Source organism: Stenotrophomonas panacihumi (genome assembly GCF_001431645.1).
Taxonomy (GTDB): domain Bacteria; phylum Pseudomonadota; class Gammaproteobacteria; order Xanthomonadales; family Xanthomonadaceae; genus Stenotrophomonas_A; species Stenotrophomonas_A panacihumi.
This window is the reverse complement of sequence record NZ_LLXU01000077.1, coordinates 30509-53950: the sequence shown is the minus strand read 5'-3', so window position 1 is coordinate 53950 and position 23442 is coordinate 30509. Positions and strand designations below refer to the sequence as shown.

General features: G+C 69.4%; 21 protein-coding genes. 12 read left to right on the top strand and 9 right to left on the bottom strand.

Annotated elements, in window-relative coordinates; genetic code table 11:
- Positions 1–125: 125 nt before the first annotated feature.
- The 4 genes from ARC20_RS09840 (at position 126) to ARC20_RS09825 (ending at position 3057) form a co-directional block, all read left to right on the top strand.
- Complete coding sequence (locus tag ARC20_RS09840) at positions 126–617, top strand: single-stranded DNA-binding protein (RefSeq protein ID WP_057646607.1); 492 nt, start codon at positions 126–128, stop codon at positions 615–617.
- Positions 618–696: 79 nt separating this feature from the next.
- Positions 697–924, top strand: coding sequence for a hypothetical protein (locus ARC20_RS09835; RefSeq protein ID WP_057646606.1), 228 nt, complete (start codon positions 697–699; stop codon positions 922–924).
- A 179-nt stretch (positions 925–1103) separates the two neighbouring features.
- The gene (locus ARC20_RS09830) at positions 1104–2117 is read left to right on the top strand and encodes an SPFH domain-containing protein (protein ID WP_057646605.1); all 1014 of its coding nucleotides are present in this window, start codon (positions 1104–1106) and stop codon (positions 2115–2117) included.
- A 4-nt stretch (positions 2118–2121) separates the two neighbouring features.
- The gene (locus ARC20_RS09825; RefSeq protein ID WP_057646604.1) at positions 2122–3057 is read left to right on the top strand and encodes a diacylglycerol kinase catalytic domain-containing protein; all 936 of its coding nucleotides are present in this window, start codon (positions 2122–2124) and stop codon (positions 3055–3057) included.
- A gap of 69 nt (positions 3058–3126) precedes the next feature.
- Here ARC20_RS09825 and ARC20_RS09820 read toward each other — a convergent pair whose 3' ends face one another.
- Positions 3127–4041 carry a tyrosine-protein phosphatase gene (locus tag ARC20_RS09820; RefSeq protein WP_057646603.1) on the bottom strand — a complete coding sequence of 305 codons (915 nt, stop codon included), beginning with the start codon at positions 4039–4041 and terminating at the stop codon, positions 3127–3129.
- A 16-nt stretch (positions 4042–4057) separates the two neighbouring features.
- Positions 4058–6355 carry a TonB-dependent receptor gene (locus ARC20_RS09815; protein ID WP_057646602.1) on the bottom strand — a complete coding sequence of 766 codons (2298 nt, stop codon included), beginning with the start codon at positions 6353–6355 and terminating at the stop codon, positions 4058–4060.
- A 125-nt stretch (positions 6356–6480) separates the two neighbouring features.
- Here ARC20_RS09815 and ARC20_RS09810 point away from each other — a divergent pair, with 125 nt between their 5' ends.
- Both ARC20_RS09810 and ARC20_RS09805 read left to right on the top strand, forming a co-directional pair.
- On the top strand, positions 6481–7101 hold the full coding sequence (locus ARC20_RS09810) for a TetR/AcrR family transcriptional regulator (protein WP_057646601.1): 621 nt from the start codon (positions 6481–6483) through the stop codon (positions 7099–7101).
- The gene (locus ARC20_RS09805) at positions 7098–8231 is read left to right on the top strand and encodes an MFS transporter (RefSeq protein WP_057646600.1); all 1134 of its coding nucleotides are present in this window, start codon (positions 7098–7100) and stop codon (positions 8229–8231) included. The genes ARC20_RS09810 and ARC20_RS09805 overlap by 4 nt, the downstream gene beginning before the upstream one ends.
- Here the strand turns inward: ARC20_RS09805 and ARC20_RS09800 are convergent.
- From ARC20_RS09800 to ARC20_RS09775, 6 genes are read right to left on the bottom strand one after another with little or no spacing between them, the layout of a single operon-like run.
- Positions 8228–9058 carry an oxidoreductase gene (locus tag ARC20_RS09800; protein ID WP_057646599.1) on the bottom strand — a complete coding sequence of 277 codons (831 nt, stop codon included), beginning with the start codon at positions 9056–9058 and terminating at the stop codon, positions 8228–8230. The two genes, ARC20_RS09805 and ARC20_RS09800, sit on opposite strands and share 4 nt — an antisense overlap.
- An 18-nt stretch (positions 9059–9076) precedes the next feature.
- Positions 9077–9652, bottom strand: a complete 576-nt coding sequence (locus tag ARC20_RS09795) for a thioredoxin family protein (RefSeq protein ID WP_057646598.1) — start codon at positions 9650–9652, stop codon at positions 9077–9079.
- Between the two features lie 2 nt (positions 9653–9654).
- The gene (locus ARC20_RS09790) at positions 9655–10347 is read right to left on the bottom strand and encodes a cytochrome c biogenesis CcdA family protein (protein ID WP_057646597.1); all 693 of its coding nucleotides are present in this window, start codon (positions 10345–10347) and stop codon (positions 9655–9657) included.
- Between the two features lie 15 nt (positions 10348–10362).
- A complete protein-coding gene (locus ARC20_RS09785) occupies positions 10363–10779 on the bottom strand; it encodes an organic hydroperoxide resistance protein (protein ID WP_057646596.1) in 417 nt (138 codons plus the stop codon).
- 35 nt (positions 10780–10814) lie between these two features.
- Complete coding sequence (locus ARC20_RS09780; protein WP_057646595.1) at positions 10815–11321, bottom strand: cytochrome P460 family protein; 507 nt, start codon at positions 11319–11321, stop codon at positions 10815–10817.
- Between the two features lie 13 nt (positions 11322–11334).
- Complete coding sequence (locus ARC20_RS09775; protein ID WP_081418132.1) at positions 11335–12333, bottom strand: alpha/beta fold hydrolase; 999 nt, start codon at positions 12331–12333, stop codon at positions 11335–11337.
- Between the two features lie 284 nt (positions 12334–12617).
- On the opposite strand from ARC20_RS09775, the gene ARC20_RS09770 reads away from it, so the two are divergent.
- From ARC20_RS09770 to ARC20_RS09745, 6 genes are all read left to right on the top strand, one after another.
- Positions 12618–13406: an alpha/beta fold hydrolase gene (locus tag ARC20_RS09770; RefSeq protein WP_057646594.1), complete on the top strand. Its 789-nt coding sequence runs from the start codon at positions 12618–12620 to the stop codon at positions 13404–13406.
- Positions 13407–13477: 71 nt separating this feature from the next.
- Positions 13478–14218, top strand: a complete 741-nt coding sequence (locus ARC20_RS09765) for a response regulator (protein ID WP_057646593.1) — start codon at positions 13478–13480, stop codon at positions 14216–14218.
- A complete protein-coding gene (locus tag ARC20_RS09760) occupies positions 14215–15525 on the top strand; it encodes an ATP-binding protein (RefSeq protein WP_057646592.1) in 1311 nt (436 codons plus the stop codon). The genes ARC20_RS09765 and ARC20_RS09760 overlap by 4 nt, the downstream gene beginning before the upstream one ends.
- 184 nt (positions 15526–15709) lie before the next feature.
- Complete coding sequence (locus ARC20_RS09755) at positions 15710–17332, top strand: ABC-F family ATP-binding cassette domain-containing protein (RefSeq protein ID WP_057646591.1); 1623 nt, start codon at positions 15710–15712, stop codon at positions 17330–17332.
- Positions 17333–17494: 162 nt separating this feature from the next.
- Entirely contained in the window at positions 17495–19462 is a 1968-nt protein-coding gene (locus tag ARC20_RS09750) for an alpha/beta hydrolase family protein (RefSeq protein WP_057646590.1), read from the top strand.
- An 84-nt stretch (positions 19463–19546) separates the two neighbouring features.
- Positions 19547–21520, top strand: coding sequence for an alpha/beta hydrolase family protein (locus ARC20_RS09745; protein ID WP_057646589.1), 1974 nt, complete (start codon positions 19547–19549; stop codon positions 21518–21520).
- Positions 21521–21572: 52 nt separating this feature from the next.
- Here the strand turns inward: ARC20_RS09745 and ARC20_RS09740 are convergent, their stop codons facing one another.
- Positions 21573–23336 (bottom strand): peptide MFS transporter, encoded by a 1764-nt coding sequence (locus ARC20_RS09740; protein ID WP_057646588.1) that lies wholly within the window; start codon positions 23334–23336, stop codon positions 21573–21575.
- Positions 23337–23442: the final 106 nt, after the last annotated feature.

Genomic DNA, 23442 nt, shown 5'->3' with positions numbered 1-23442 from the left:
CGGCCGGCGGGGGAGGTGCTGTTAAGATGGGGCATCGGGCTGCCCCAGGGCAGCACCCTCCGGCCGGCCCGGCTTCCCGCCCGCGGCCCGCCACGCCCCAATCGCATCATTCAGACGGAAACGCTATGGCCCGCGGCATCAACAAAGTCATCCTCGTCGGCAATCTCGGCAACGACCCCGAGGTCAAGTACACCCAGAGCGGCATGGCCGTGACCCGTTGCAGCCTGGCCACCACCAGCGTGCGCAAGGACCGCGACGGCAACCAGCAGGAGCGCACCGAATGGCACCGCGTGGTGTTCTTCGGAAAGCTCGGCGAGATCGCCGGCGAGTACCTGCGCAAGGGCAGCTCGGTCTACGTGGAAGGTTCGATCCGCTACGACAAGTACACCGGCCAGGACGGCGTGGAGAAGTACTCCACCGACATCGTCGCCGACGAGATGCAGATGCTGGGTGGCCGCGGTGAAGGCGGCGGTGGCGGTGGTGCCGGCATGGGCGGCGATCGCCCGCAGCGCCAGTCCGCGCCGCGCCAGGAATACGCCCCGCGCCGCCAGGCGCCGGCGCCGCAGCAGTCCGCGCCGCCGATGGACGATTTCGCGGACGACGACATTCCGTTCTGAGGCCGTGCTTCGGACGCGCTGACCACCGACACCCCCGGATGATGATCCGGGGGTGTTCTTTTATGGAGATTCGGAAGGCATGAACGTTCCCGGTTCCGTCTGGCGGCCCCTGCTCGCGGCACTGTTGGGCGGCGTGCTGGTGGGGTGGTGGTCGATGAAGGCGCCTGGGGGCGGGGAAGCGCTGATCATCGCGCTGGTCGGCCTGGCGGCCCTGGGTTACAGCGGCTATGCGCTGCTGCGCTATCGCAGCAGCGCCTGTCCCCGCCTGCGCAAGCTGTGGTGGGAGATCGTGAAAGGCCTGTTCTGACCTGCGAACTCAGCCCGCCTGTTGATCCTTGACCCGCCAAAGGGACTTGTGTCCAATCAGGCGGCCCCTGCTTCGGGGCTTGGGGATATTCCAATACACCTGCCCACACCGCGACCTGGCGGGACGAGGTGGTGGCCTTCCGCTATCCGCGCCAGTCGCGGCCAATCCTTGGGTATCGCATGTTCGGCTTCCGCTACGTCAAGTCCTCGCCCAGCCAGTACCTGATGCAGTTCCGCAACGGGCATGTCGTCCGCGAGGGCACTGGCCTGGCTTTCTGGTACTACGCACCGCGCTCCACGCTGGTCAGCGTGCCGTTGAATGCGGTCGAGGTGCCTTTCATGTTCGAGGAGGTCACGCGTGATTTCCAGCAAGTCACGCTGCAGGGACAGGTGGGCTATCGGGTGGTCGAGCCCAAGCGGCTTGCGGAGCAACAGAACTTCAGCCTGAAGCCCGATGGGCAATATGCCTCGGACGACCCGGAACGCTTGCCGCCGCGCGTCCTCAATGCGGTGAAGGCCCAGTTCCGCACCCTGCTGCAAGACCTGGACCTGCGCGACGTGTTGCAGGGCACCGAGCGCTTGTCTGCTTCCGCGCGCCGAGCCGTGGCCGCCGCGCCCAGCCTGACCGCGTTGGGCATCGAGATTGGCGACCTGGGGCTGCTGGCCGTCAAGCCGAACCCGGAGACCGCCCGCGCGCTGGAGGCGCCCATGCGCGAGGAGATCCTCAAGCAGGCAGACGACGCCACCTACGCGCGGCGCAATGCCGCCATCGAGCAGGAGCGGTCGGTCAAGGAGAACGAACTGCGCAGCGAACTGGTCATCGAGCAGAAGAAGCGCCAGGTGCGCGAGACGCAGGTCGAATCGGAGCGCGCGCTGTTGGAGAAGCGCCAGCAGATGCAGGCGCAGGAATTGGCCGGCAAGGTTCAGTTGGAGCGGCAGAACGCGGAGCTTGTCCAGCTGCAATCGGAAAACCGAAAGCAGGAAGCAGACGTCAAGGCTTACGGGCTGGAGGCACTGGTCAAGGCGATCAGTGGTTTGGATGCCCGCTCCCTGCAGGCATTGACGATGGAAGGCGCCAGTCCCGAAGCCTTGATGGCGCTCGGCTTCCAGAATATTGCCGACAACGCCGCCAAGATCGGCGAGTTCAACTTCTCCCCCGACTTGTTGCGCCAGCTGGCACGCCAGAAGGATTGAGTGCATGGAGGCGGTGGATCGGAAGATCATCCTGGTGACGCGCCGGACGCGCCTGCAGGAACTGGTGGCCCGCTACAACACGGTGGAGCAGGCACGGTTCCAGGCAGAACACCTCGGGATGGATTTCACCGACTTCCTTGAAGAGGACCGTGTGTACCAACGGGCCGTGGCCTCGGTGTCGGACACGTTGCAGCGACACGGGAAGCTGCAGCGCCTGGATCGCAGTTTCCTGCCGAATTTCCTGTTTCCACCGGCCGCGCTGGTGGTGGTGGTCGGTCAGGACGGACTGGTGGCCAACACCCTGAAATACCTCACTGGACAGCCAGTGCTGGCGATAAATCCAGATCCGGCGCGATGGGAAGGCGTCCTCCTTCCCTTCCAGGTGGACGACCTGGCGAAGATGCTTCCCGAAGCCCTGCGCGATACCCGGCCCACGCGCGACATCAGCATGGCACGCGTGCGCCTCAGTGACGGACAGACGTTGCTGGCCGTGAACGATCTGTTCGTCGGCGTGCGTGGCCATGTATCGGCGCGCTATGAAATCACCCTGGGCGACGTGCATGAGCGGCAGTCCTCCAGTGGCATCATCATCTCAACGGGGCTCGGTTCCACTGGCTGGCTGCGTAGCGTGCTGACCGGCGCGCATGCGGTGACCGGAAAGGATGCGAACAAGCGCATGCATGAGGTCCGCACGCGAGGGTTGCCCTGGGATAGCCGTGAGCTGATATTCAACGTGCGAGAGCCGTACCCCAGCCGGTCCACGGGCGCCGCGTTGGTGTTCGGTGCCGTTGGTAGCAAGAAGCCGTTGCGGGTCAGGTCGTTGATGCCCGAGGGCGGCATCATTTTCAGCGACGGCATCGAAGCCGATGGTCTCGATTTCAAGAGCGGCCTGGAAGCCGTCATCGGGCTCGATCCGAAATCCGGGCGCTTGCTGCAATAGCGCGGGATCGCCGCTAAAAAAAGTCCCGGGCAACCGGGACTTTTCATTTCCAACGCTGTCGGGCGAAGCTCAGCCCGCCTGCCCCAACCGCACCTGCAAGCTGCGGATCTCCGCATCGCTCAGCCCGATCGTCTTCAGGTAGCCCTTCGCGCCGCCGTACTGCTTCGTCAGCGCGGCCAGGAACATCTCCATGTTCTCCGGCGCCGTCCCCGACATGCCGGCCATCTTGCGGCCGATTTCCGGATGCTGCTTGATCATCTCCATGATCTGCGCGTTCATCGCGCTGTCCTTCGGCTGGCCTTCCAGGTAGTGCGCGGAGATCGCGTAGTTGTGCACGATCTCCTCGTGCGACACGCCGGCCAGGTCCAGCAGCAGCGCGGCGATCATGCCGGTGCGGTCCTTGCCCGCCGTGCAGTGGAACAGCACGGTGCCGTCCTGCTGCGCGGCAATACGCTGGAACACCTGCTTGAACTGCGGCTGGTTGCTGCCCAGCCACTGCGTGTAGGCCGCGCCGAGCGAATCCGGGAAGCTGGTCATCATCTTCTGCATGTCCATCTTCTCCGTGCCCATCAGCGAAATGCGCTGGTAGTCGAAGCGCGCATCGTCGGCGAGCAGGTCGTGCGACTGCGCCTCCTCGTCGGCGGTGCGCAGGTCGATGTCCAGCGTCACGCCGGCCTTGGCGAGCGCATCGCGGTCGGCGTCAGTGAGGCGACCGAGGTCGGCGGTACGGATGAAGGCGCTGGCCGGGATCGGCCCGTGCGTGCCTTCCAGTCCGGCGAAGCTGCGCACGTTCCAGGCGCCTTGCAGCGGGATCACGCGCTGCGCGTCGTCGGCGACGGGCTGCACGTTGGCAGGCGCGGCCGGCTTGGCGGCAGTGGCGGCGGGCGCCGGCTGCGGGGCGGCGTTGCGCGCACCGGCATCGGCGGCGAGCAGCGGCAGGGCCAGGGCGAGGGACAGCGCGAGGGCGGTGTGGCGGGTCGTCATCGGGAATCTCCGGGGTTCAGAAGCGCACGGTCACGTCGAGACCGAAGGTGCGCGGGTCGTTGAAGATGCCGGTCTGGCCCAGCGCGGCATTGTTGAGCTTGTAGAACAGGTGCTCTTCGTCGAGCAGGTTGCGCGACCACAGCGAGAAGTTCATCGTCGCGCCCTTGTCGTCCAGCGGAACGTCCACCAGGGCGATGCGCGCGTTGACCACGAACGAGCTGTCGGTGAGCGTCTGGTCGTACTCGCTGGTGTAGAAGCCGTCGGACCAGTTGCCATCCAGGTGGAACTTCAGCGCCGAGTAGTTGGCGAACGGCACCAGGTAGTCGATGGCCAGGCTGCTGGCGTTCTTCGGCGCGAGCAGCGGCTGCACGGTGACTTCCAGGCCGGCGCCGAACGGGTCGACGGCGGTGAGCGCGTCGGTGTCGGTGTAGGCGTGGTTGAAGCTCAGGGTGAGGTTGTCCACCGGCATCACGCTGAACTCCAGCTCGGCGCCGCGCGACTTGGCATCGCCCAGCGCGTTGGTGGTGACCATCGTGGTGCGCGTCTCGCCGCTGTTCGGGTCGAACGGCAGGGTGAAATCCACCTGCTTGTGCGAGATGGTGGAATCGAACAGCGCCAGGTTCAGGCGCGCGCGGTTGTCCCAGAACTGCGACTTGAAGCCGAGCTCGTAGGCGGTCACTTCTTCCGGGTCGAACGCGGTGTAGGTGGTGGAGCGAGAGTTCGCGCCGCCCGCCTTGAAGCCGGTGCTGTACTTGGCGTAGACCATCGCGCTCTCGCCCAGGTCATAGGCGATGTTGACCATCGGGTCGAAGCGGCTCCAGCTGTCGTCGAAGCTCAGGTCGGTGCCGGCGCCGTTGACGATGTAGAGGATGCCGTTCTTGTCATCCTGGGTGTAACGGCCGCCGGCGGTGAGGTGCAGCTTCTCCAGCGCGGCCGGCGTCCAAGTGGCCTGGCCGAACAGGCCGAGGCTGTCGGTCCACGCCTTGCTCGCGCGGTCGATGCGCACGGTGTCCAGGTTCAGCGGGTTGGTCGCCGGGTTGAGCGTGTAGCTGTTGCCGCCCGGGCCCCACACCATCATGTTCGGCGTCTGCGCGTTGTCGCCGGCGGTCTCGTGGTAATAGAACGCGCCGACCAGGTACTGCACCTGCGAGGTGTTGCCGATCAGCTGGAATTCCTGGCTGTACTGGTGCTGGTACACCTGCGCCAGGCTGTAGCGGCCGAACGGGGTGCCGGCGCCACCGTAGGCGGAGATCGCATCGACCAGGCCCATGTCGAACTGGCCCTGTTCCAGCTCGCGGTAGGAGCTGATCGACTTCAGTTCGAGGTTGTCGTTGAGCGTCCACGACAGGTTGAGCAGGTGACCGCTGGTACGGCCGATGTTGTCCTGCTGCGGGCCGCCGAGGATGGCGCTGTCGCGGCGGTCCTCGCTGGCGCCGGCCTTCTGCAGCGGGCTCAGGTACGGGCCGGCCACCAGGATCTGGGTGTAGTACGGCGTGGTCGCGTCGTAGGAGCGGTCGAAGGCATACAGCGCGGAGAAGTTGTCGCTCGGCTGCCACAGCGCGCTGAGGCGAGCGCCGCGCTTGTCGTAGCTGTTGAAGTCCTCCTCGCCCTGCATCGGGTTGTCGACCGTGCCGCCGCGCTTGGCCTGCACCGCGTCGATCTTGAAGCTCACGTCGCCCACCTTCGGCAGGTCCAGGTGCAGCGCGCTGTTGTAGCCGCTGTAGTTCGACACGCCGGCGCTGACGCTGCCGCCGAATTCGCCGGTCGGTTCCTTGGTGACGATGCTGACCGCGCCGCCCTCGGTATTGCGGCCGAACAGGGTGCCCTGCGGGCCCTTCAGCACTTCGATGCGGTCCACGTCGTAGAGCATGCTGCCCAGGCCCTGCGAGCGGCCCAGGAACACGCCGTCCACGTAGATGCCCACGCCGGCATCGCGCGCCGGCTGGTTGGCGTCGCCGGAGGCGCCGATGCCGCGGATGCCGATGTTCAGCGCCGAGCTGCGGGTCGCGAACGGGGTGACGCGCAGCGAGGGGATCGAGCCATCCGCCAGGCTGCCCAGCGAGATCGCGCTGCGGTCCTTCAGGGCTTCGGCATCGACCACCGATACCGAGATCGGCGTTTCCTGCAGGTTGGTCTCGCGCTTCTGCGCGGTGACGACCACCTGGTCCAGCGCGACGACATCGCGCGCGCCGGAAGCGGCATCGTTATCGGCGGGGTTGGCTTCTTCCGCGGCCGCCATCGAGGGCAGCAGCGCGGCGATGGAAAGGGCAAGCACCTGCGGCCGCAGGGCGACACGAGCGAGAGAAAGAGACATGGGATCCGTGGGCGGGAGGGTGGAAAGCCGGCGCAGTCTGCGCACCCCGGATGACAGGTAAATGACCGTTCATTCTCTTTGCGGTTGCATTACCATCGTTCCTTGATGGACACCACAAACGGACAATGACGCCCCCAGATTCCACCAGCGCGCGCGCCGAAGCGCAGCGCGTACGCATCCTCGACGCGGCGCAGCGCTGCTTCATCGCCCACGGCTTCCACGCCGCCTCGATCAGCGAGATCGCGGCCGAGGCCGGCATCAGCCAGGGGCTGATCTACCGCTACTTCGAAAACAAGCGCGCGATGATCCTGGCGCTGATCGAACGGCAGCTTGCCGCCGACCAGCAGTCCATCGCGCAGACCCCGCTCTCGCACGACATGGTCGAAGGCCTGCTGGCGACTTACCGCATGTGGGGCCGCGGGGAGCCGCTGGACCGGCACGACACCGCCATCGCCAGCGTGGCGCTGTATGCCGAGATCACCGCCGAGGCCCAGCGCGATCCGGTGGTGGCGCAGGTGCTGCGCCGGCAGGACAAGCTCACCACCGCCATCGTGCGCGACTGGTTGCGCCAGCACGACGTGGCGCGTGGCGCGAAGATCGACGAAACCGCACTGGACGCCCGCACGCTGGTGCTGCGCGTAATGGTGGAGGGGCTGGCGATGCGCGCGGTGCGTGACCCGGACCAGTCGCCCGAAGCAGTGCGTGCGCTGTTGACGCGGTTGATTGCGCAGGTGCTGGGCGAATGAGCGGAATCTCCACCCCCCGCGCCGAACAGCACGCCACGCGTGCCGCCTTCTTCATGCCCGGCTTCGCCGTCTCCGTGTGGGCGCCGATCGTGCCGTTCGCCAAATCCCGCGCGGGCTTGGACGAGGCGATGCTCGGCCTGGTGCTGCTGTGCCTGGGCGCCGGTTCGTTGTTGGCGATGCCGGCGGCCGGTGCGCTGGCGGCGCGGCAGGGCTGCCGCAAGGTGATGCTCGCGTCGCTGGCGGTGATGTGCGCCACGTTGCCGCTGCTCGCGCTGGCCGGTTCGCCGCTGTGGCTCGGCGCCGTGCTGTTCGTGTTCGGCGCCGGTGTCGGTGCGATGGACTGCGCGATGAACCTGCAGGCGGTGGCGGTGGAGCGCGCGGCCGGCCGGGCGATGATGTCCGGCTTCCACGCGTTCTACAGCATTGGCGGGTTCTGCGGCGCGGCGGTGATGACCGCGTTGCTGGCCGTCGCGGTGCCGCCGTTGTGGGCCGCGGGCGGCGCGGTGGTCGCGCTGTGCGGGCTGGCGGTGTTCTCCGTGCCGCACTGGCATCGCGAGCGCATCGATCACGAAGGCCCCTTGCTGGCGTGGCCGCACGGCTTCGTGTTGTTCCTGGGCGTGTTGGCGTTCGTGGTGTTCCTGGCCGAAGGCTCGATGCTGGACTGGAGCGCGGTATTCCTGAGCGAAGTGCGCGGCGTCGAACCCTCGCGCGCGGGCGCCGGCTACGTCGTGTTCGCGCTGAGCATGACGCTGGCGCGCCTGCTGGGCGATGGGGTGGTGCAGCGCCTCGGCCGCCAGCGCGCGGTGCTGGCCGGCGGCCTGCTGGCCAGCGTGGGCTTCGCGCTGGTGACGCTGGTGCCGGCGTGGTGGCTGTCGTTGTGTGGCTACGCGCTGGTCGGCATCGGCTGCGCCAACATCGTGCCGGTGCTGTTCTCGCTGGCGGGCAACCAGCGGGCGATGCCGGAAACCATCGCCGTGCCGGCGATGAGCACGCTGGGGTATGCCGGCGTGCTCGCCGGGCCGGCGCTGATCGGCTTCCTTGCCCACGCCTCCAGCCTGGTGTTCGCGTTCCTGTGCGTGGCGGTGGCGCTGCTCGGCGTGGCGGCGTCCTCGCGCTGGCTGCGCGTCTAGGCCGGGAAGTCGGTCGAAACGCTGAGCGCACGCCAACGCCGCAGTTCCTCCAGGCGTCGCGTGTCGGCCGCTTCGATGGCCTCGGCCGCGTCGCTGCCCAGCGCGATGCGCAGCGGCGGCTGCGGCATCGCCGCCAGTGCCAGGATCGCCTGCGCCGCGCGTGCCGGGTCGCCGGGCTGGCGGCCATCGTAGTCACGCTGGCGGCGCGCCGTTGCGCCCACCACGGCGTCGTACTCGGCGCGCCCCTCGCGCAGTTCGGTGGAAGCACCGGCGAAATCGGTGCGGAAGCCACCGGGCTCGACGATCGTGACGTGCACGCCGATCAGCGCCATCTCCAGCGCGAGCGATTCGGAGAAGCCCTCCACGCCCCACTTGGCCGCCGAATAGGGCGCGCGCCCCGGCGCACCGATGCGCCCACCCACCGACGAGAGTTGCACCAGGTGCCCGCTGCGCTGCGCGCGCATCAGCGGGATCACCGCCTTGGTCATGATGATCGTGCCGAACAGGTTGGTTTCGATCTGCTGGCGGAAGTCGGCCAGCGGCGTGTCTTCCACCGAGTCGACATTGCCGTAGCCGGCGTTGTTGACCAGCACGTCGATGCCGCCGAACGCCTCGGCTGCCGCGTGCACGGCGCGTTGCGCGGCCGCCTCGTCGGTGACGTCCAGCGCCACGGTGCGTACCGCACCGCCGTAGCGTTCGGCCAGGTCGGCCAGTTGCGCCGGGTCGCGCGCCGTGGCGACGAGCGAGTGCCCGGCCTGCAGCACCGCCTCGGCCAGGGCGCGGCCCAGGCCGCGCGAACTGCCGGTGATGAACCATCTCGATGACATGGGATTACTCCTCGGGAATCAACGGGCGCGGGACGCCGGCGCGTCATCGCGCCGCGCGGCCAGCAGTTGGCGGATCTTCGCTTCGGTCTGGGCGTAGCCGCCTTCGCCGAAGTGCTGGTAGACGATGCGGCCATCCGCATCGATGAGGTAAAGCGCCGGCCAGTACTGGTTGCCGTAGGCGTTCCAGGTCCGGTAGTCATTGTCCTGCGCCACCGGATAGGTGATGCCGAAGCGCTGTACCGCGGCTTGCAGGTTGTGGGCCTGCTTTTCGTAGGCGTATTCGGGCGTGTGCACGCCCACCACCACCAGGCCCTGGTCGTGGTAGTCGGCGTGCCACTGCTTCACATGCGGCAGCACGTGGATGCAGTTGATGCACGAGTAGGTCCAGAACTCCACCAGCACCACCTTGCCGCGCAGCCGTGGCAACGAGAGCGGGGCCGAGTTGAACCACTGGCCGATGCCCTGGAAATCCGGCGCCATCGGCGCGGGCGCGGTGTGGCTGGGTTCGACCGGGTCGGCCTGCACCTGCGGCGAGCAGGCGCTGGCGAACACGCAGGCGGCCAGCAGGGTGAGGGCGGGAACGAGCTTGCGCATGATCAGAGTCCTTGCGAGGAGGAGGGAAGCCATTGCGTCGCCCAGGCCGACACGAACACGTCGTACTGGAACAGCTGCAGCAGCGCCACGCCGAGGGCGAGCGCGCCGAAGCCGCGGCGGAACAGCGTGGTATGGCGTTGCAGCACGGAGAGGCGGGCATCCACCCATTGCCCGCCATAGGCGATGAGCAACATCGGCAGGCCCGCGCCGAGGGCGTACACGCCCAGCAACGCGGTGGCCTTTCCGGGTGCCTGGGCGCTGGCGGCCAGCGCCAGCACCGAGGCGAGCACCGGGCCGGCGCAGGGCGTCCACGCCAGGCCGAGCGAGGCGCCGACCAGCAGCCCACCGAGCGCACCGCCGGGCAGGTGCGCGGCATCGCGCGGGCCGCGCCAGGCCTGCAGCTTCGCGACCAGCGCCTCGAACGGCGCCGGCCAGAAGCACGAGAGCGCGGCCAGCAACAGCACGCCGATGGAGGCATCGCGGATGGCGCCCTGCAGCGCGCCGGAAGAGGCCGACAGCGCGCCGATCAGCCAGCCGCCCGCCGCGAAGCTCAGCACGAAGCCGGTGATGATCCACAGCGGCGTGGCGCGGCCGCGCCCTGCGGTGGTGGCCAGCACGATCGGCAACACCGGCAGGATGCACGGGGAGAGCAGGGTGGCCATGCCAGCGACGAGGGCCAGGGCGTAGGCGAGCATGTCGATGCCTCCGGGTTAGACGACGTCGATGCGCACGCCGATGTTGCCGCGCGTCGCCCGCGAATACGGGCAGGTGCGATGCGCCTGTTCGACCAGCGCCTGCGCCTGTTCGCGCGGCAGGCCGGGCAGCGACACGGTGAGCCGCGCCTGCAGCTGGAAGTCCTCGCCGGCCAGGCCGAGGTCGATCTCCGCATCGATGGCGGTGCCTGCCGGCAGCGCGATCTGCAAGCCGCGCGCGGCCTTCTTCATCGCGCCTTCGAAACAGGCCGACCAGCCGGCGGCGAACAGCTGCTCGGGATTGGTGCCGGGACGGCCACTGCCCGGCGGGGAGAGCGTGACGTCGAGTTGGCCGTCGTCGCTGCGGGCATGGCCTTCGCGGCCGCCGACGACGTGGGTCTTTCCGGTGTACAGCACTTTATCGACGGATTGCATGGGGAACTCCTGGGGGTTGAGGTGCGCCGTGGGGGTCACGGCGCGTAGCGGGTGAACACGTAGTCGCGTTGCTTCACGCGCGCGGCGTGGCAGGCATGGCAGGTGCGGTGCTGGGCTTCGTCGGCGGGCTGGCCATCGATGAAGCGGCCGTAGCCCCAGCCGCCGGTGGCGGCGTAGCGCGCGGAGTCCTTCTCCATCACCTGCACCGTGGTGGCGGCGCCGGGCACCGTGGCGGTGGCGAAGTCGGCGGACGGCGCGCGCTTCCAGGCCAGCTTCACCAGCACCGCGCCGTCCGGGAACGGGCGGATGTTGTCGCGGAATGCGCGCACCGCCACCGGGTTGCCGAGCACCACGCGCAGTTCGTCGAGCGGGGCGGCTTCCTCGGCCGGGGCGATCAGTTCCCACTGCCGGTAACCCTGCGGCAGCGTCACGCCGTAGATCGGGGCGGCAGGACCGGCATCATCGGCGCGGGCCAGGAAGGCGATGCCCAGCGCGGTGGCGACACCGGCCAGCAGCAGCGCGAACAGGAAGATCGGCTTCATCGTGGCGCTCCGGTTACAGGCGGGTGGCGTCGATGACCGCCTGGGCGAAGGCGGCCGGCGCTTCCTGCGGCGGGTTGTGGCCGATGCCGCCTTGCAGCGTGCGGTGCTCGTACTTGCCGGTGAACTTCGCCGCGTAGGCTTCCGGCTGCGGATGCGGCGCGCCGTTGGCATCGCCTTCCAGGGTGATGGTCGGCACGGTGATGGCCGGCAGCTGCGCCAGGCGCTGCTCCAGCGCGGCGTACTTCGGCTCGCCCTGCGCCAGGCCCAGCCGCCAGCGGTAGTTGTGGATCGTGATGGCGACCTGGTCGGGGTTGTCCAGCGCCGCGGCGCTGCGGGCGAAGGTGGCGTCGTCGAACTTCCACTGCGGCGAGGCCAGCTGCCAGATCTGCCGCGCGAAATCATGCGTGTACTGCGCGTAGCCGTCGCGGCCGCGGTCGGTGGCGAAGTAGTACTGGTACCACCACTGCAGTTCGGCCGAGGGCGGCAGCGGCTTGCGGCCGGCGTCCTGGCTGCTGATCAGATAGCCGCTCACCGACACCAGCGCCTTGACCCGCTGCGGCCACAGCGCGGCGACGATGTCGGCCGAGCGCGCACCCCAGTCGAAGCCGGCCAGCGTGGCGCGCTGGATGTGCAGTGCATCCATCAGCGCGATGACGTCGGAGGCCAGTGCGGCCGGCTCGCCATTGCGCGGCGTGTCGGGCGAGAGGAAGCGCGTGCTGCCGTAGCCGCGCAGGTGCGGCACGATCACCCGGTAACCCTGCGCGGCCAGCTTCGGCGCGACCTCGGCGTAGCTGTTGATGTCGTAGGGCCAGCCGTGCAGCAGGATCACCACTTCGCCCGTCTTCGGGCCGAGATCGGCGTAGCCGATGTCCAGGTCGCCGGCGACGACGTGCTGGTCGGCGACCAGCGGCGCGGGCGGCGTGGCGGCGCTGGCGATGCCGGCCAGCAAGGGCTGGGCAGCCAGCAGCAGGGTGGCCAGGCGCATGGGGGTGCGGCGGAAGAGGCTGGACATGCTCGTACTCCTGTCGGGAAGGGGCGGTGCCGGCGGTGTCGTCCGGCGGTGGGTGCATTGCACGCCCCGGGCGTATCCCGCCCGTGTCCCGTCACCCCGGCTTTTGTCAGCGAGCCGCACCCCTGGGCCGCCGGATACAGACCGATACAAAGCGGCCGCGGGTTTGTATCCGAACGTATCCAGCGGCCCGCACGCGCGGCCCGCATACATTTCGCCGGCCACCCGACAACGGCCCGATACAGCGCGACGCTGCAATGGACCTCCCAACCCGAGGAGTCCACGACATGTTGCGTACCGTTGCCCTGGCCGGCCTGCTGGCCGCCACCGTCTTTCCCGCCATCGCGTCCGCCGCCGAGGGCGCCACGCCGCCTACCGTCGTGCTGGTGCATGGCGCCTTCGCCGATGCATCGAGCTGGGATGCCGTCGCCATGCGCCTGCAGCGTCGCGGCGTGCCGGTCGTGAAAGTGGACAACCCGCTGACCTCGCTGGCCGACGACGTCGCCGCCACCCGCCGCGCCATCGACGCCGCGCCGGGCAAGGTGGTGCTGGTCGGCCATTCGTGGGGCGGCACGGTGATCACCGAGGCGGGCGCCGACCCGAAGGTCGAATCACTCGTCTACGTCGCCGCCTTCGCGCCCGATGTCGGCCAGACGTCCGCGCAGCAGGGCGAGCACTTCGCGGTTGCGCCCGGGCTGCAGCAGCTGGTGGCGAAGGACGGCTTCCTCTCGCTGTCGCCCGACACCGTGGCCGAAGACTTCGCCCAGGACCTGATGCCCGCGCGCATCGCCGAGGTCGTGGCGCACCAGTTGCCGCTGAAGGCGGCCGCGCTTTCCGAGCCGGTGGACGTGGCGGCATGGCGTACGCGCCCGAGCTGGTACGTGGTGTCGCGCGATGACCGCATGCTCACGCCCGCGTTGCAGGTGGCCACCGCGCAGCGCATCGGCGCGCAATGGCGTTCGGTGGCGTCGAGCCATGTCTCGCCGCTGTCCGCACCGAACGAGGTGGCCGACACCATCCTCGAAGCCGCCGGGTTGAAGCCCGCCGAGCGCGCGCCCGGCTTCGATGGTGGCTGAGCGCACAATCCACCTTCGCGCAAGACGCTACCATCGCGCCACGCCGCGTCCCCCTGTCCCCGGAGAGCCAGATGTCCCACGCCGACCACATCCTCGTCGTCGATGACGATCGCGACATCCGCCAGCTGGTCGGCGACTACCTGCGCAAGAACGGCCTGCGCGTGAGCCTGGCCGCCGACGGCCGCGAGATGAAGGCGGCCCTGGACACCAGCGACGTGGACCTGGTCGTGCTGGACGTGATGATGCCCGGCGAGGATGGCCTGACGCTGTGCCGCAACCTGCGCGCGGGCAAGCACCGCGCGGTGCCGGTGGTGATGCTCACCGCGCGCGACGACGAGACCGACCGCATCATCGGCCTGGAGATGGGCGCCGACGATTACCTCGTCAAGCCGTTCTCGCCGCGCGAGCTGCTGGCGCGGATCAACGCGGTGATCCGCCGCACCCGCATGCTGCCGCCGAACCTGCAGGTGAGCGAAGCGGCGCGGCTGATCGGCTTCGGCGACTGGCGCCTGGATACCACCGCGCGCCACCTGCTCGATGCGCAGGACACCGCCTATCCGCTCAGCGCCGCCGAGTTCCGCCTGCTGCGCGTGTTCGTCGACCACCCGCAGCGCGTGCTCAGCCGCGACCAGCTGCTCAACCTCACGCAGGGCCGCGATGCCGAACTGTTCGACCGCTCCATCGACCTGCTGGTCAGCCGCCTGCGCCAGCGCCTGGGCGATGCGGCGCGCGAGCAGGCCTACATCAAGACCGTGCGCAGCGAAGGCTACGTGTTCTGCCAGCCGGTCACGTTGATCGGGGATCCGGCGTGAGCCTGCGCATCCCGTGGCCGCGTTCGCTGGGCACGCGGCTGGTGCTGCTGCTGGCCGGCGGGCTGCTGCTGGCGCATGCGCTGTCGTTCGGCCTGCTGCTGCACGAACGCGACCTCGCCACGCGCGGCATGATGCTCAGCGGCATGGAACAGGATGTGCCGTTGAGCGTGGCGCTGCTGGAGCGGTTGTCGCCGGCCGAGCGGCAGGCCTGGCTGCCGCGGCTGGAGCGGCGCACCTATCGCTACCTGCTGCGTCCCGCGCAGCCCGGTACCGCGTTGGCGAGCGAGCGTGCGCGGCAGGTCACCGCGCTGGTCGACAACGCGTTGGGCCACCGTTACGCGCTGCGGCCGCGCGCGGTATCCGCCGCGCCGGAGCGCTATGAAATCGAGCTGACGCTGGCCGACGGCCAGCCGCTCACGATCGAGGTCACGCCCTCGCTGCTGCCGTTGGCGCGCTGGCTGCCTTGGGTGCTGGCGCTGCAGGTGCTGCTGTTGATCGCCTGCGCGTGGCTGGCGGTGCGCGCGGTCACGCGGCCGCTGGCGCAACTGGCCGATGCCGCGGGGCGGCTCGACCCGGCGCGGCCTTCGCCGCCGCTGCCGCAGGACGGGCCGCGCGAAGTCGCCCAGGCAGCCAGTGCGCTCAACGCGCTGCAGGCGCGCATCGCCGCGCATGTGGCCGAGCGCATGCAGATCCTCGCGGCGATCTCGCACGACCTGCAGACCCCGATCACCCGCCTGCGCCTGCGCGTGGAAAGCATGGACGACAGCCCGACGCAGGCGCGCCTGCTCGACGACGTCACCCAGCTCGGCCAGCTCGTGCGCGAAGGCGTGAACTACGCGCGCAGCGCGCATGTCGCGCTGGGGCCGGCGGTGCGCGTGGACCTGCAATCGTTCCTCGGCAGCGTGGTGGACGATTACCAGGACATGGGCCGCGCCGTGCAACGGGGCCGCACCGAGGCGGTGGCGTTGCCGACGCACCCGCACGTGCTGCGGCGCGTGGTGCAGAACCTGGTCGACAACGCGCTCGCCTACGCGGGCAGTGCCGAGGCGGCGCTGCACCGGCAGGCGGACGGTCGCGTGCGGATCGAAGTGCTTGATCGCGGCCCCGGCATTCCCGAGGAGGCGTTGGCCGCGGTGCTGCAGCCTTTCCATCGGCTGGAGCCCTCGCGCGGTCGCGAGAGCGGTGGTACCGGGCTGGGGCTGGCCATCGCCCAGCAGCTGGCGCAGGCGCTCGGCGGCGAACTGCAGCTGGCCAACCGCGAGGGCGGTGGCCTGTGTGCCGCATTGGTGCTGCCCGCGGGTGCGTGACCGGTATCCGCCGCGCTTCAGCCAGGCCGCGCTAGAGTAGCGACCTCGACAGGAGATCCTTCGGACGTGTGAGCCCTGATTCCCCGTAGAACCGCGCGACCGCGCAGCCGTGACCGGCTGGCGCGCGCATCGGTTTCCGCCGCGCCGGCCCTGCCGCGCGTGCCGCATCCCACGGAGAATCCCCATGTCCCCTGCGCCCATCCGCGTATCGCACCTGAGCTTTGCCTGGCCGGACGGCACGCCCGTCCTCGACGATCTTTCCTTCACCCTCGGCGCCGCGCGCACCGGGCTCGTGGCGCCGAACGGCGCCGGCAAGAGCACGCTGCTGCGCCTTCTCGCCGGCGAGTTGTCGCCCGCCGCAGGCCGCATCGAACTGCATGGCCGTGTGGCCTACCTGCCGCAGCAGCTCGTGCTCGCTCCACACGCACAGGTGGCCGACGTCCTCGGCGTGGCGGCGAAGCTGCGCGCGCTGGAGGCCGTGCTGGCCGGCGACGCCACGCCGGAGGCATTCGACGCGGTGGATGGCGACTGGGACCTACGCGAGCGCGTTGCCCAGCTGCTGGGCCAGCTTGGCCTGGACGGGCTGTCGCTGCAGCGCCCGTTGTCCACGCTCAGCGGGGGCGAGGCGATGTCGCTGGCGCTGGCGGCGCGGCTGTTGCAGCGCCCGGACGTGCTGCTGCTCGACGAGCCCAGCAACCATCTCGACCACGCCGCCCGCCAGCGCCTGCGCGAGGTGCTGGCCAGCTGGCCGGGCTGCGTGCTGGTGGCCAGCCATGATCGCGAATTGCTGGAAGGCATGGACCAGATCGCCGAACTGCATGCCGACCGCCTGCAGCTGCATGGCGGCGGCTGGGGCTTCTATCGCGAGGCCGTGGAAGCCGATCAGGAGGCCGCCGAACAACGCGTGCGACAACTGCGCGGCGAAGTACGCCGGCAGCAGCACGCGCGGCAGCAGGCACGCGAACGCGCCGAGCGCCGCAGTGGCCGCGCCGAACGCGGGGTGGTCGATGCCGGCCTGCCGCGGCTGGTGGCCGGCAAGCGCGCGCGGGCGGCGCAGGTCTCGGCCGGCAAGGCCGACGACGTGCATGCCGACCGCCTGGCCCAGGCCCGCGCGCAGCTGCGCGACGCGGCGCAGGCGCTGGAGGCGTCCAGCCCGCTGAACCTGCCGCTGCCCGCCACGCGCGTGCCCGGCGAGCGCGTGCTGTTCCATGGCGAAGGCCTGCGCGTGCAGCGCGACGGCCGCGCGCTGTTCGGGACGCAGGGCGTGAAGCTGACGATCCGCGGCCCGGAACGCATCGCGCTGCTGGGCGGCAATGGCGTTGGCAAGACGACGCTGCTGCGGTTGATCGCCGGCGACGTGCTGCCCGAGGCGGGCAGCGTGCGGCGCGGGCCGGGCCGTATCGCGTGGCTGTCGCAGCGGCTGGAACTGCCCGAGCCGGGGCGCAGCGTCGCGCGCCACTTCGCCGAGGCCGCGCCGGGCCTGCCGGAGGCCGAACGCGCGCGGCTGCTGGCCGGGCTGGGCTTTCGCGGCGACCGCGCGAACCTGCCGCTGGAGGCCTTGTCCGGCGGCGAACGGCTGCGCGCGGTGCTGCTGTGCGTGCTGCACGCCGAGCCGGCGCCCCAGCTGTTGCTGCTGGACGAGCCGACCAACAACCTCGACCTGGATACCGTGTCGCAGCTGGAGCAGGCGCTGCGCGGCTACCAGGGGGCGTTGGTGGTGGCCAGCCACGACCGCGCCTTCCTGGACGCGATCGGGGTGACGCGCCGGTGGCGGCTGGCCGAGGGCGACCTTTCCGAGCTGGACTGACGCGCCGGCGCGGCGACCGCGTCCCGTCGTGGCTGTGAGCGCAATCGCAGTTCGCCGCTTGGCGGCGGATCGGCGACTTGCTAGCGTTCACCGGCCACGCCAGGAGGCGGGGGAGGGTGCCGGCGGAAGCTGGCGGGTAACAGCCACGATCCGGGGGATCGAATGAAGAAGTGGAATCTCGGCGCAGCGCTCCTGCTCGCCGTGTCGGGTGCTGCCAGCGCCCAGGTCGACGTGGACGCCTACATCAAGCGGGACCAGTTCACCGACATCAAGCTCTCGCCGACCGGCGAGTACATCGCCGCCACCGTGCCGCTGGAGGACCGCACGATGCTGGCGATCCTGCGCCGCTCGGACAATGCGATGACCGCCAAGTTCGGCCTGGGGCAGAACTCACACGTGCAGGATTTCGCCTGGTCCAGCGACAAGCGCGTGGTCATTGCGATCGGCGAGAAGGACGGCCTGCTCGAGGAACCGCAGGCGACCGGCGAGCTGTATGCCATCGATGCCGACGGCAACAAGCCGCAGATCCTGATCGGCTACCGCGCCGAAGGCAGCGGCCTGGGCACGCGCATCCAGACGCGCAAGGCGGAGCTGGTCGGCGCCAGTGTCGTCGACCTGCTGCCCAACGACGAGCGCAACATCGTGATCAACGTGTGGGGCGCGGGCGAAGCGCGCTTCACCAGCGCCGAGCGGCTCGACACCACCACGGGCGGCCGTTTCCCGCTGGTGAAGTCTCCGGTGCGCAATAGCCGCTTCGCGACGGACAATGCCGGCGTGGTGCGCTTTGCCTGGGGCTCTGCTTCGGACAACGCCAACAAGCTGTACTACCGTGACGGCGATGGCAGCGAGTGGCGCATGGTCCATGACGAAGGCCAGGCCGGCACGATCGAATGGCCGATCGGCTTCTCCGAGGACAACCGCGTTGCCTACCTGGAGGTGGAGAATCGCCAGGGCCCGAACGCCATCGTGGCGTGGGACATTGCGGCCAATACCCGCAAGGTGGTGCTGCAGGATGCCGTCTCCGACCCGGGCACGATTCTCTATCGACCCAACAGCCAGGTGCCGGTCGGCGCACTGGTGACGGGCGAAAAAACCAAGACGGTGTTCTTCGAGCCGGAAGGCGCCGACGCGCGCCTGTATCACAGCCTGGAAGCCGCCTTCGGCAGCGCCGTGCTGATCACCTCCACCGACAAGACCGGCAACCTGTTGCTCGTGCAGAGCTGGACCGACGGCAACCCGGGTGATTTCTACCTGTTCGACAAGGCGGCCAAGAAGGCCAGCCACGTCGCCAGCCGCAAGGCCTGGTTCGACCCGGACAAGACCGCGCAGGTCGAGCCGATCACGCTGAAAGCGCGCGACGGCCTGGCGCTGCATGGCTACATCACCCGCCCGCGCGGCAGCCAGGGCAAGGCGCTGCCGATGGTGGTGATGCCGCATGGTGGCCCGTTCGGCGTCCACGACGCGTGGCGCTTCGACAATGACGCACAGATGTTGGCTGCCGCTGGTTATGCGGTGCTGCAGGTCAACTACCGCGGCTCGGGCAACTACGGTCGCGCGTTCGAGGAGGCCGGCGCGCAGCAGTGGGGCAAGGCGATGCAGGACGACGTGACCGACGCCACCCGCTGGGCCATCCAGCAGGGCTATGCCGATGCCTCGCGCGTATGCATCTATGGCGCCAGCTATGGCGGCTACGCCGCGCTGATGGGCGTGGCGAAGGAGCCGGGCCTGTACAAGTGCGCCGCCGGCTATGTCGGCATCTACGACCTGCCGATGCGCTATGCCCGTGGCGCGGCGCAGGAAACGCTGTCCGGCGAAACCTGGCTGCGCGAATGGATGGGCAAGCCGGAAACGCTGGCGGACGTCTCGCCGGTGAACCTGGCCGCGCAGATCAAGGTGCCGGTGTTCCTGGCTGCCGGTGGCGAAGACGAGATCGCGCCGATCGAACACACCCGCAAGATGGAAGCGTCCCTGCGCAAGGCCGGCGTGCCGGTGCAGACGCTGTACTACCCGACCGAAGGCCACGGCTTCTACACGCCGGAGCACCAGCGCGAGTACTACACGCAGCTGCTGGCATTCCTGTCGAAGTCGCTGGGCGGGCAGCCGGCCAAGGCCGCGGGCGCGCAGCCCTGAGCCGCGAACACCGCAGCTGAGCAGTACCAGGCGGCGGCATCGGGGGATGCCGCCGTCTTTCTTCGCCATCCAAGGGGATTCACCATGAAGCATTCGATTCCGGCGCTCGCGCTGCTGTGCTCGCTGGCCTTCGCGGCCGGTGCGGCGCACGCGCAGGTAGACATCGACGCCTACATCAAGCGCGACAAGTTCACCAACATCAAGCTCTCCCCCACGGGCGAATACCTCGCCGCGACGCTGCCGCTGGAGGACCGCACCGTGCTGGTGATCCTCCGCCGCGCCGACAACGCGGTGTCGAGCAAGTTCACGCCGGAGAAGAACGGCCATGTCGGCGCGTTCGACTGGTCCGGCGACCGCCGCGTGGTGTTCGATGTGAACAAGAAGTCCGGCCTGCTCGATACGCCGCAGAAGACCTACGAGCTCTACAAGCTGGACGTGGACGGCAGCCCGGACATCCTGATCGGCGTGGGCAAGGCCAACAAGGCCACGGACGCGCACAAGGCCGCGCGCACCACTGCCTATGTCGGCGCCCAGGTCGTGGACCTGCTGCCGGCCGACGAGCGTTATGCCGTCATCAACGTGCTGGAGCCGGGCGAGGCGCGCTATACCAGTGCCGAGCGCCTCGACCTGCAGAGTGGGCGGCGCGCGCCGATCACCCGCTCGCCGGTACGCAACAGCCAGTTCGCTACCGACAATGCCGGCGTGGTGCGCTTCGCCTGGGGCAGCGATGTCAGCAACAACCAGCTGCTGTACTACCGCGACGGCGATGGCGCGCAGTGGCGCATGATCCACAGCGAGATCGAGGCGGGCGGCCAGGCGGTGCCGGTCGGTTTCTCCGAGGACAACCGCATCGCCTACCTGGAGGTGGAGAACCGCAAGGGCCCCGATACCATCGTGGCCTGGGACATCGCCGCCGACACGCGCAAGGTCGTGCTGCAGGACGCCGTCGCCGACCCAGGCACGATCCTCTATCGACCCAACAGCCAGGTGCCGGTGGGTGCGCTGGTGACCGGCGACAAGACCCAATCGGTGTTCTTCGAGCCGGAAGGCGCCGACGCGCGCCTGTACCACAGCCTGGAAGCCGCCTTCGGCAGCGCCGTGCATGTCACTTCCACCGACAAGGCCGGCAACCTGCTGCTGGTGCAGAGCTGGACCGACCGTAACCCGGGCGACTTCTACCTGTTCGACAAGGCGGCGAAGAAAGCCGAGCACGTGGTCGGGCGCCGCGACTGGTTCGACCCGGCGAAGATGGCGCAGGCCGAGCCGATCACGCTGAAGGCGCGCGACGGCCTGGCGTTGCATGGCTACCTCACCCGGCCCGCCGGCAGCCAGGGCAAGGCGCTGCCGATGGTGGTCATGCCGCATGGCGGCCCGTTCGGCGTCTTCGATGGCTGGGCGTTCGATGGCGAGGCGCAGATGCTCGCCAACGCCGGCTACGCGGTGCTGCAGGTGAACTTCCGCGGCTCGGGCAACTACGGGCGCGCGTTCGAGGAGGCGGGCTCGCAGCAGTGGGGCGGCACGATGCAGGACGACGTCACCGACGCCACGCGCTGGGCGATCCAGCAGGGCTACGCGGACGCGAACCGGATCTGCATCTACGGTGCGAGCTATGGCGGCTATGCCGCGCTCATGGGCGTGGCGAAGGAGCCTTCGCTGTACAAGTGCGCGGCCGGCTACGTGGGCGTGTACGACCTGCCGATGATGTTCTCCGGCGGCGACGTGCGCGAAACCCTGCGCGGTGAAACCTACCTGCGCGAGTGGGTCGGCGACCCGGCCCAGCTGTCGAAGGTGTCCCCGGTGAACCTGGCCGCGCAGATCAAGGTACCGGTGTTCCTCGCCGCCGGCGGCGAAGACGAGCGCGCGCCGATCGAACACACCCGCAAGATGGAAGCGTCCCTGCGCAAGGCCGGCGTGCCGGTTCAGACGCTGTACTACCCGACCGAAGGCCACGGCTTCTACACCCCGGAGCACCAGCGCGAGTACTACACGCAGCTGCTGGCATTCCTGTCGAAGTCGCTGGGTGGGCAGCCGGCGAAGGCGGCACCTGCTTCCCCGTAAAAGCGGCTTGCGCCGCGACCGTGCATCCGCCGGTCGCGGCGCACCCTATCGGTCAACGAACCCCGTGCATCGCGCGCCGCAGCAACGGCGCGCACAGCATCGCGATCACCCCGCACGCCAGGCCGATCCACATCATCAGCCAGAACAGGTGCGCGTAGCTGGCCGAGGCCTGCACCAGATCCATCTGCCCATCCTCGGGCACGTCGATGGCGGCGAGCTTGCCGAACAGCGCGGCCAACGCCTCGGAAAACGCGGTGGCGAGGAACCAGGTGCCCATCATCAGGCTGACCACGCGCGGCACCGCCAGCTGCGTCACCGCCGACAGCCCCACCGGGGCCAGGCACATCTCGCCGATTTCCAGCACCAGGTAGGCCAGCACCAGCCACCAGACGCTGGCGATCGCGCCGGTCGCGCCTACCTGCTGCGCCGCCAGCGCCAACGGCACGAACGACAGCCCGGCGAAGATCAGTCCCAGGGCCGACTTGAACGGCTTGGAGGGATCGGCGCGGCGACGATCCAGCCATGCCCACAGCGCGGCGAACAGCGGGGCCAGCAGCACCAGGAACAGCGCGCCGAGATAGGTGAGCGAGCCGGCGGTCTGCGGCAGCACGATGCAATCGCGCACCAGGAACACCAGCATCAGCGCGGTGACGCCCACGAACAGCACGCGCGGCGCGCGCGAGGCGGCATGGCGGTCGGACATCGTGGCGGCCACCGCGAAGCCCAGCGGGGCCAGCAGCAGCGAGGCGATCGACCACGGCAGCGGCGTGCCGTCGCGGATCACCAGGCTCGGCGCGATGTCCTTGGTCAGCAGGCGGTCGGTGAAGGTGACCCACGAACCATAGGTCTGCTCGTAGAGGGTGAAGAACACCAGTGCCATGAAGATCAGCGCCAGCAGCGCCCACATCTGCCCGCGCTGCGCGGGCGTGCAGCGGGCGCCGGTGAACCAGGCGAACCACAGCAGCACGCCACCGAGCACCACCAGCATGAGCACCAGTGCCAGGCTGATTTCACCGCCGATGGAAGCCACGCCGTTGGCGGCGGCCCACATCAGCGCGGCGATCGGGAACACCGACAGCACCGCGCCGCCATAGATCAGCCATTCGCGCGGCAGGCCGAACACGCGCTCGCGCAGCGTCGCCGGGGCCGGCGGTTCGGCATGGCCGTGCAGGTACTTCTGGCCCCACAGGAACATCGCCAGGCCCAGCAGCATGCCGATGCCGGCCGCGCCGAAGCCGTACTTCCAGCCGTAGGCCTCGCCGAGGAAGCCGCACACCAGCGAAGCGAACAGCGCGCCGAGGTTGATGCCGGCATAGAACAGCGAGAAGCCCGAATCGCGGCGCGGGTCGTTCTCGGCATACAGCCGCCCGACGATGGTGGAGATGTTCGGCTTCATGAAGCCGACGCCGGCGATGATCAGCGCCAGCGAGAGGTAGGTGACCGACAGCGCGCCCTCGTCGCGCACCACCGCCCCGGCCACGCGCGTGGCGGCATGGCCTTCCACCGCCATGCCGACGTGGCCGAGCACCAGCAGCAGGCTGCCGAAGGTCACCGCCTTGCGCATGCCCAGCCAGCGGTCGGCGAGCAGGCCGCCGATCACCGGCATGCAGTACACCAGCCCGCCGTAGGCGCCGAGCAGGTCCAGGCCGGCGCGGTCGCCGAACAGGTGGTGCTTGGTGAGGTAGAGCAGCAGCAGCGCCTTCATGCCGTAGAAGGAGAAGCGCTCCCACATCTCGGTGAAGAAACAGACGTAGACGCCCTTGGGATGGCCGAGGAAATCGTCGGAGCGGGGCAGGGCGGCGGCAGTGGCGGTCATGCAGTCGGGCGGCGGGCGAAAGGCCGGGAGTATAGAAGGCCCGTGCGCGGCGGGTTTGCCGGGTCTGGCCGCCCGGCCGGCGCACCGTGTCGGCCGGGGCAGCCCG

Coding starts and splice junctions, on each gene's coding strand:
- ARC20_RS09840 (WP_057646607.1), top strand. CDS start 126: ATGGCCCGCGGCATCAACAAAGTCATCCTCGTCGGCAATCTCGGCAAC.
- ARC20_RS09835 (WP_057646606.1), top strand. CDS start 697: ATGAACGTTCCCGGTTCCGTCTGGCGGCCCCTGCTCGCGGCACTGTTG.
- ARC20_RS09830 (WP_057646605.1), top strand. CDS start 1,104: ATGTTCGGCTTCCGCTACGTCAAGTCCTCGCCCAGCCAGTACCTGATG.
- ARC20_RS09825 (WP_057646604.1), top strand. CDS start 2,122: ATGGAGGCGGTGGATCGGAAGATCATCCTGGTGACGCGCCGGACGCGC.
- ARC20_RS09820 (WP_057646603.1), bottom strand. CDS start 4,041: ATGACGACCCGCCACACCGCCCTCGCGCTGTCCCTCGCCCTGGCCCTG.
- ARC20_RS09815 (WP_057646602.1), bottom strand. CDS start 6,355: ATGTCTCTTTCTCTCGCTCGTGTCGCCCTGCGGCCGCAGGTGCTTGCC.
- ARC20_RS09810 (WP_057646601.1), top strand. CDS start 6,481: ATGACGCCCCCAGATTCCACCAGCGCGCGCGCCGAAGCGCAGCGCGTA.
- ARC20_RS09805 (WP_057646600.1), top strand. CDS start 7,098: ATGAGCGGAATCTCCACCCCCCGCGCCGAACAGCACGCCACGCGTGCC.
- ARC20_RS09800 (WP_057646599.1), bottom strand. CDS start 9,058: ATGTCATCGAGATGGTTCATCACCGGCAGTTCGCGCGGCCTGGGCCGC.
- ARC20_RS09795 (WP_057646598.1), bottom strand. CDS start 9,652: ATGCGCAAGCTCGTTCCCGCCCTCACCCTGCTGGCCGCCTGCGTGTTC.
- ARC20_RS09790 (WP_057646597.1), bottom strand. CDS start 10,347: ATGCTCGCCTACGCCCTGGCCCTCGTCGCTGGCATGGCCACCCTGCTC.
- ARC20_RS09785 (WP_057646596.1), bottom strand. CDS start 10,779: ATGCAATCCGTCGATAAAGTGCTGTACACCGGAAAGACCCACGTCGTC.
- ARC20_RS09780 (WP_057646595.1), bottom strand. CDS start 11,321: ATGAAGCCGATCTTCCTGTTCGCGCTGCTGCTGGCCGGTGTCGCCACC.
- ARC20_RS09775 (WP_081418132.1), bottom strand. CDS start 12,333: ATGTCCAGCCTCTTCCGCCGCACCCCCATGCGCCTGGCCACCCTGCTG.
- ARC20_RS09770 (WP_057646594.1), top strand. CDS start 12,618: ATGTTGCGTACCGTTGCCCTGGCCGGCCTGCTGGCCGCCACCGTCTTT.
- ARC20_RS09765 (WP_057646593.1), top strand. CDS start 13,478: ATGTCCCACGCCGACCACATCCTCGTCGTCGATGACGATCGCGACATC.
- ARC20_RS09755 (WP_057646591.1), top strand. CDS start 15,710: ATGTCCCCTGCGCCCATCCGCGTATCGCACCTGAGCTTTGCCTGGCCG.
- ARC20_RS09750 (WP_057646590.1), top strand. CDS start 17,495: ATGAAGAAGTGGAATCTCGGCGCAGCGCTCCTGCTCGCCGTGTCGGGT.
- ARC20_RS09745 (WP_057646589.1), top strand. CDS start 19,547: ATGAAGCATTCGATTCCGGCGCTCGCGCTGCTGTGCTCGCTGGCCTTC.
- ARC20_RS09740 (WP_057646588.1), bottom strand. CDS start 23,336: ATGACCGCCACTGCCGCCGCCCTGCCCCGCTCCGACGATTTCCTCGGC.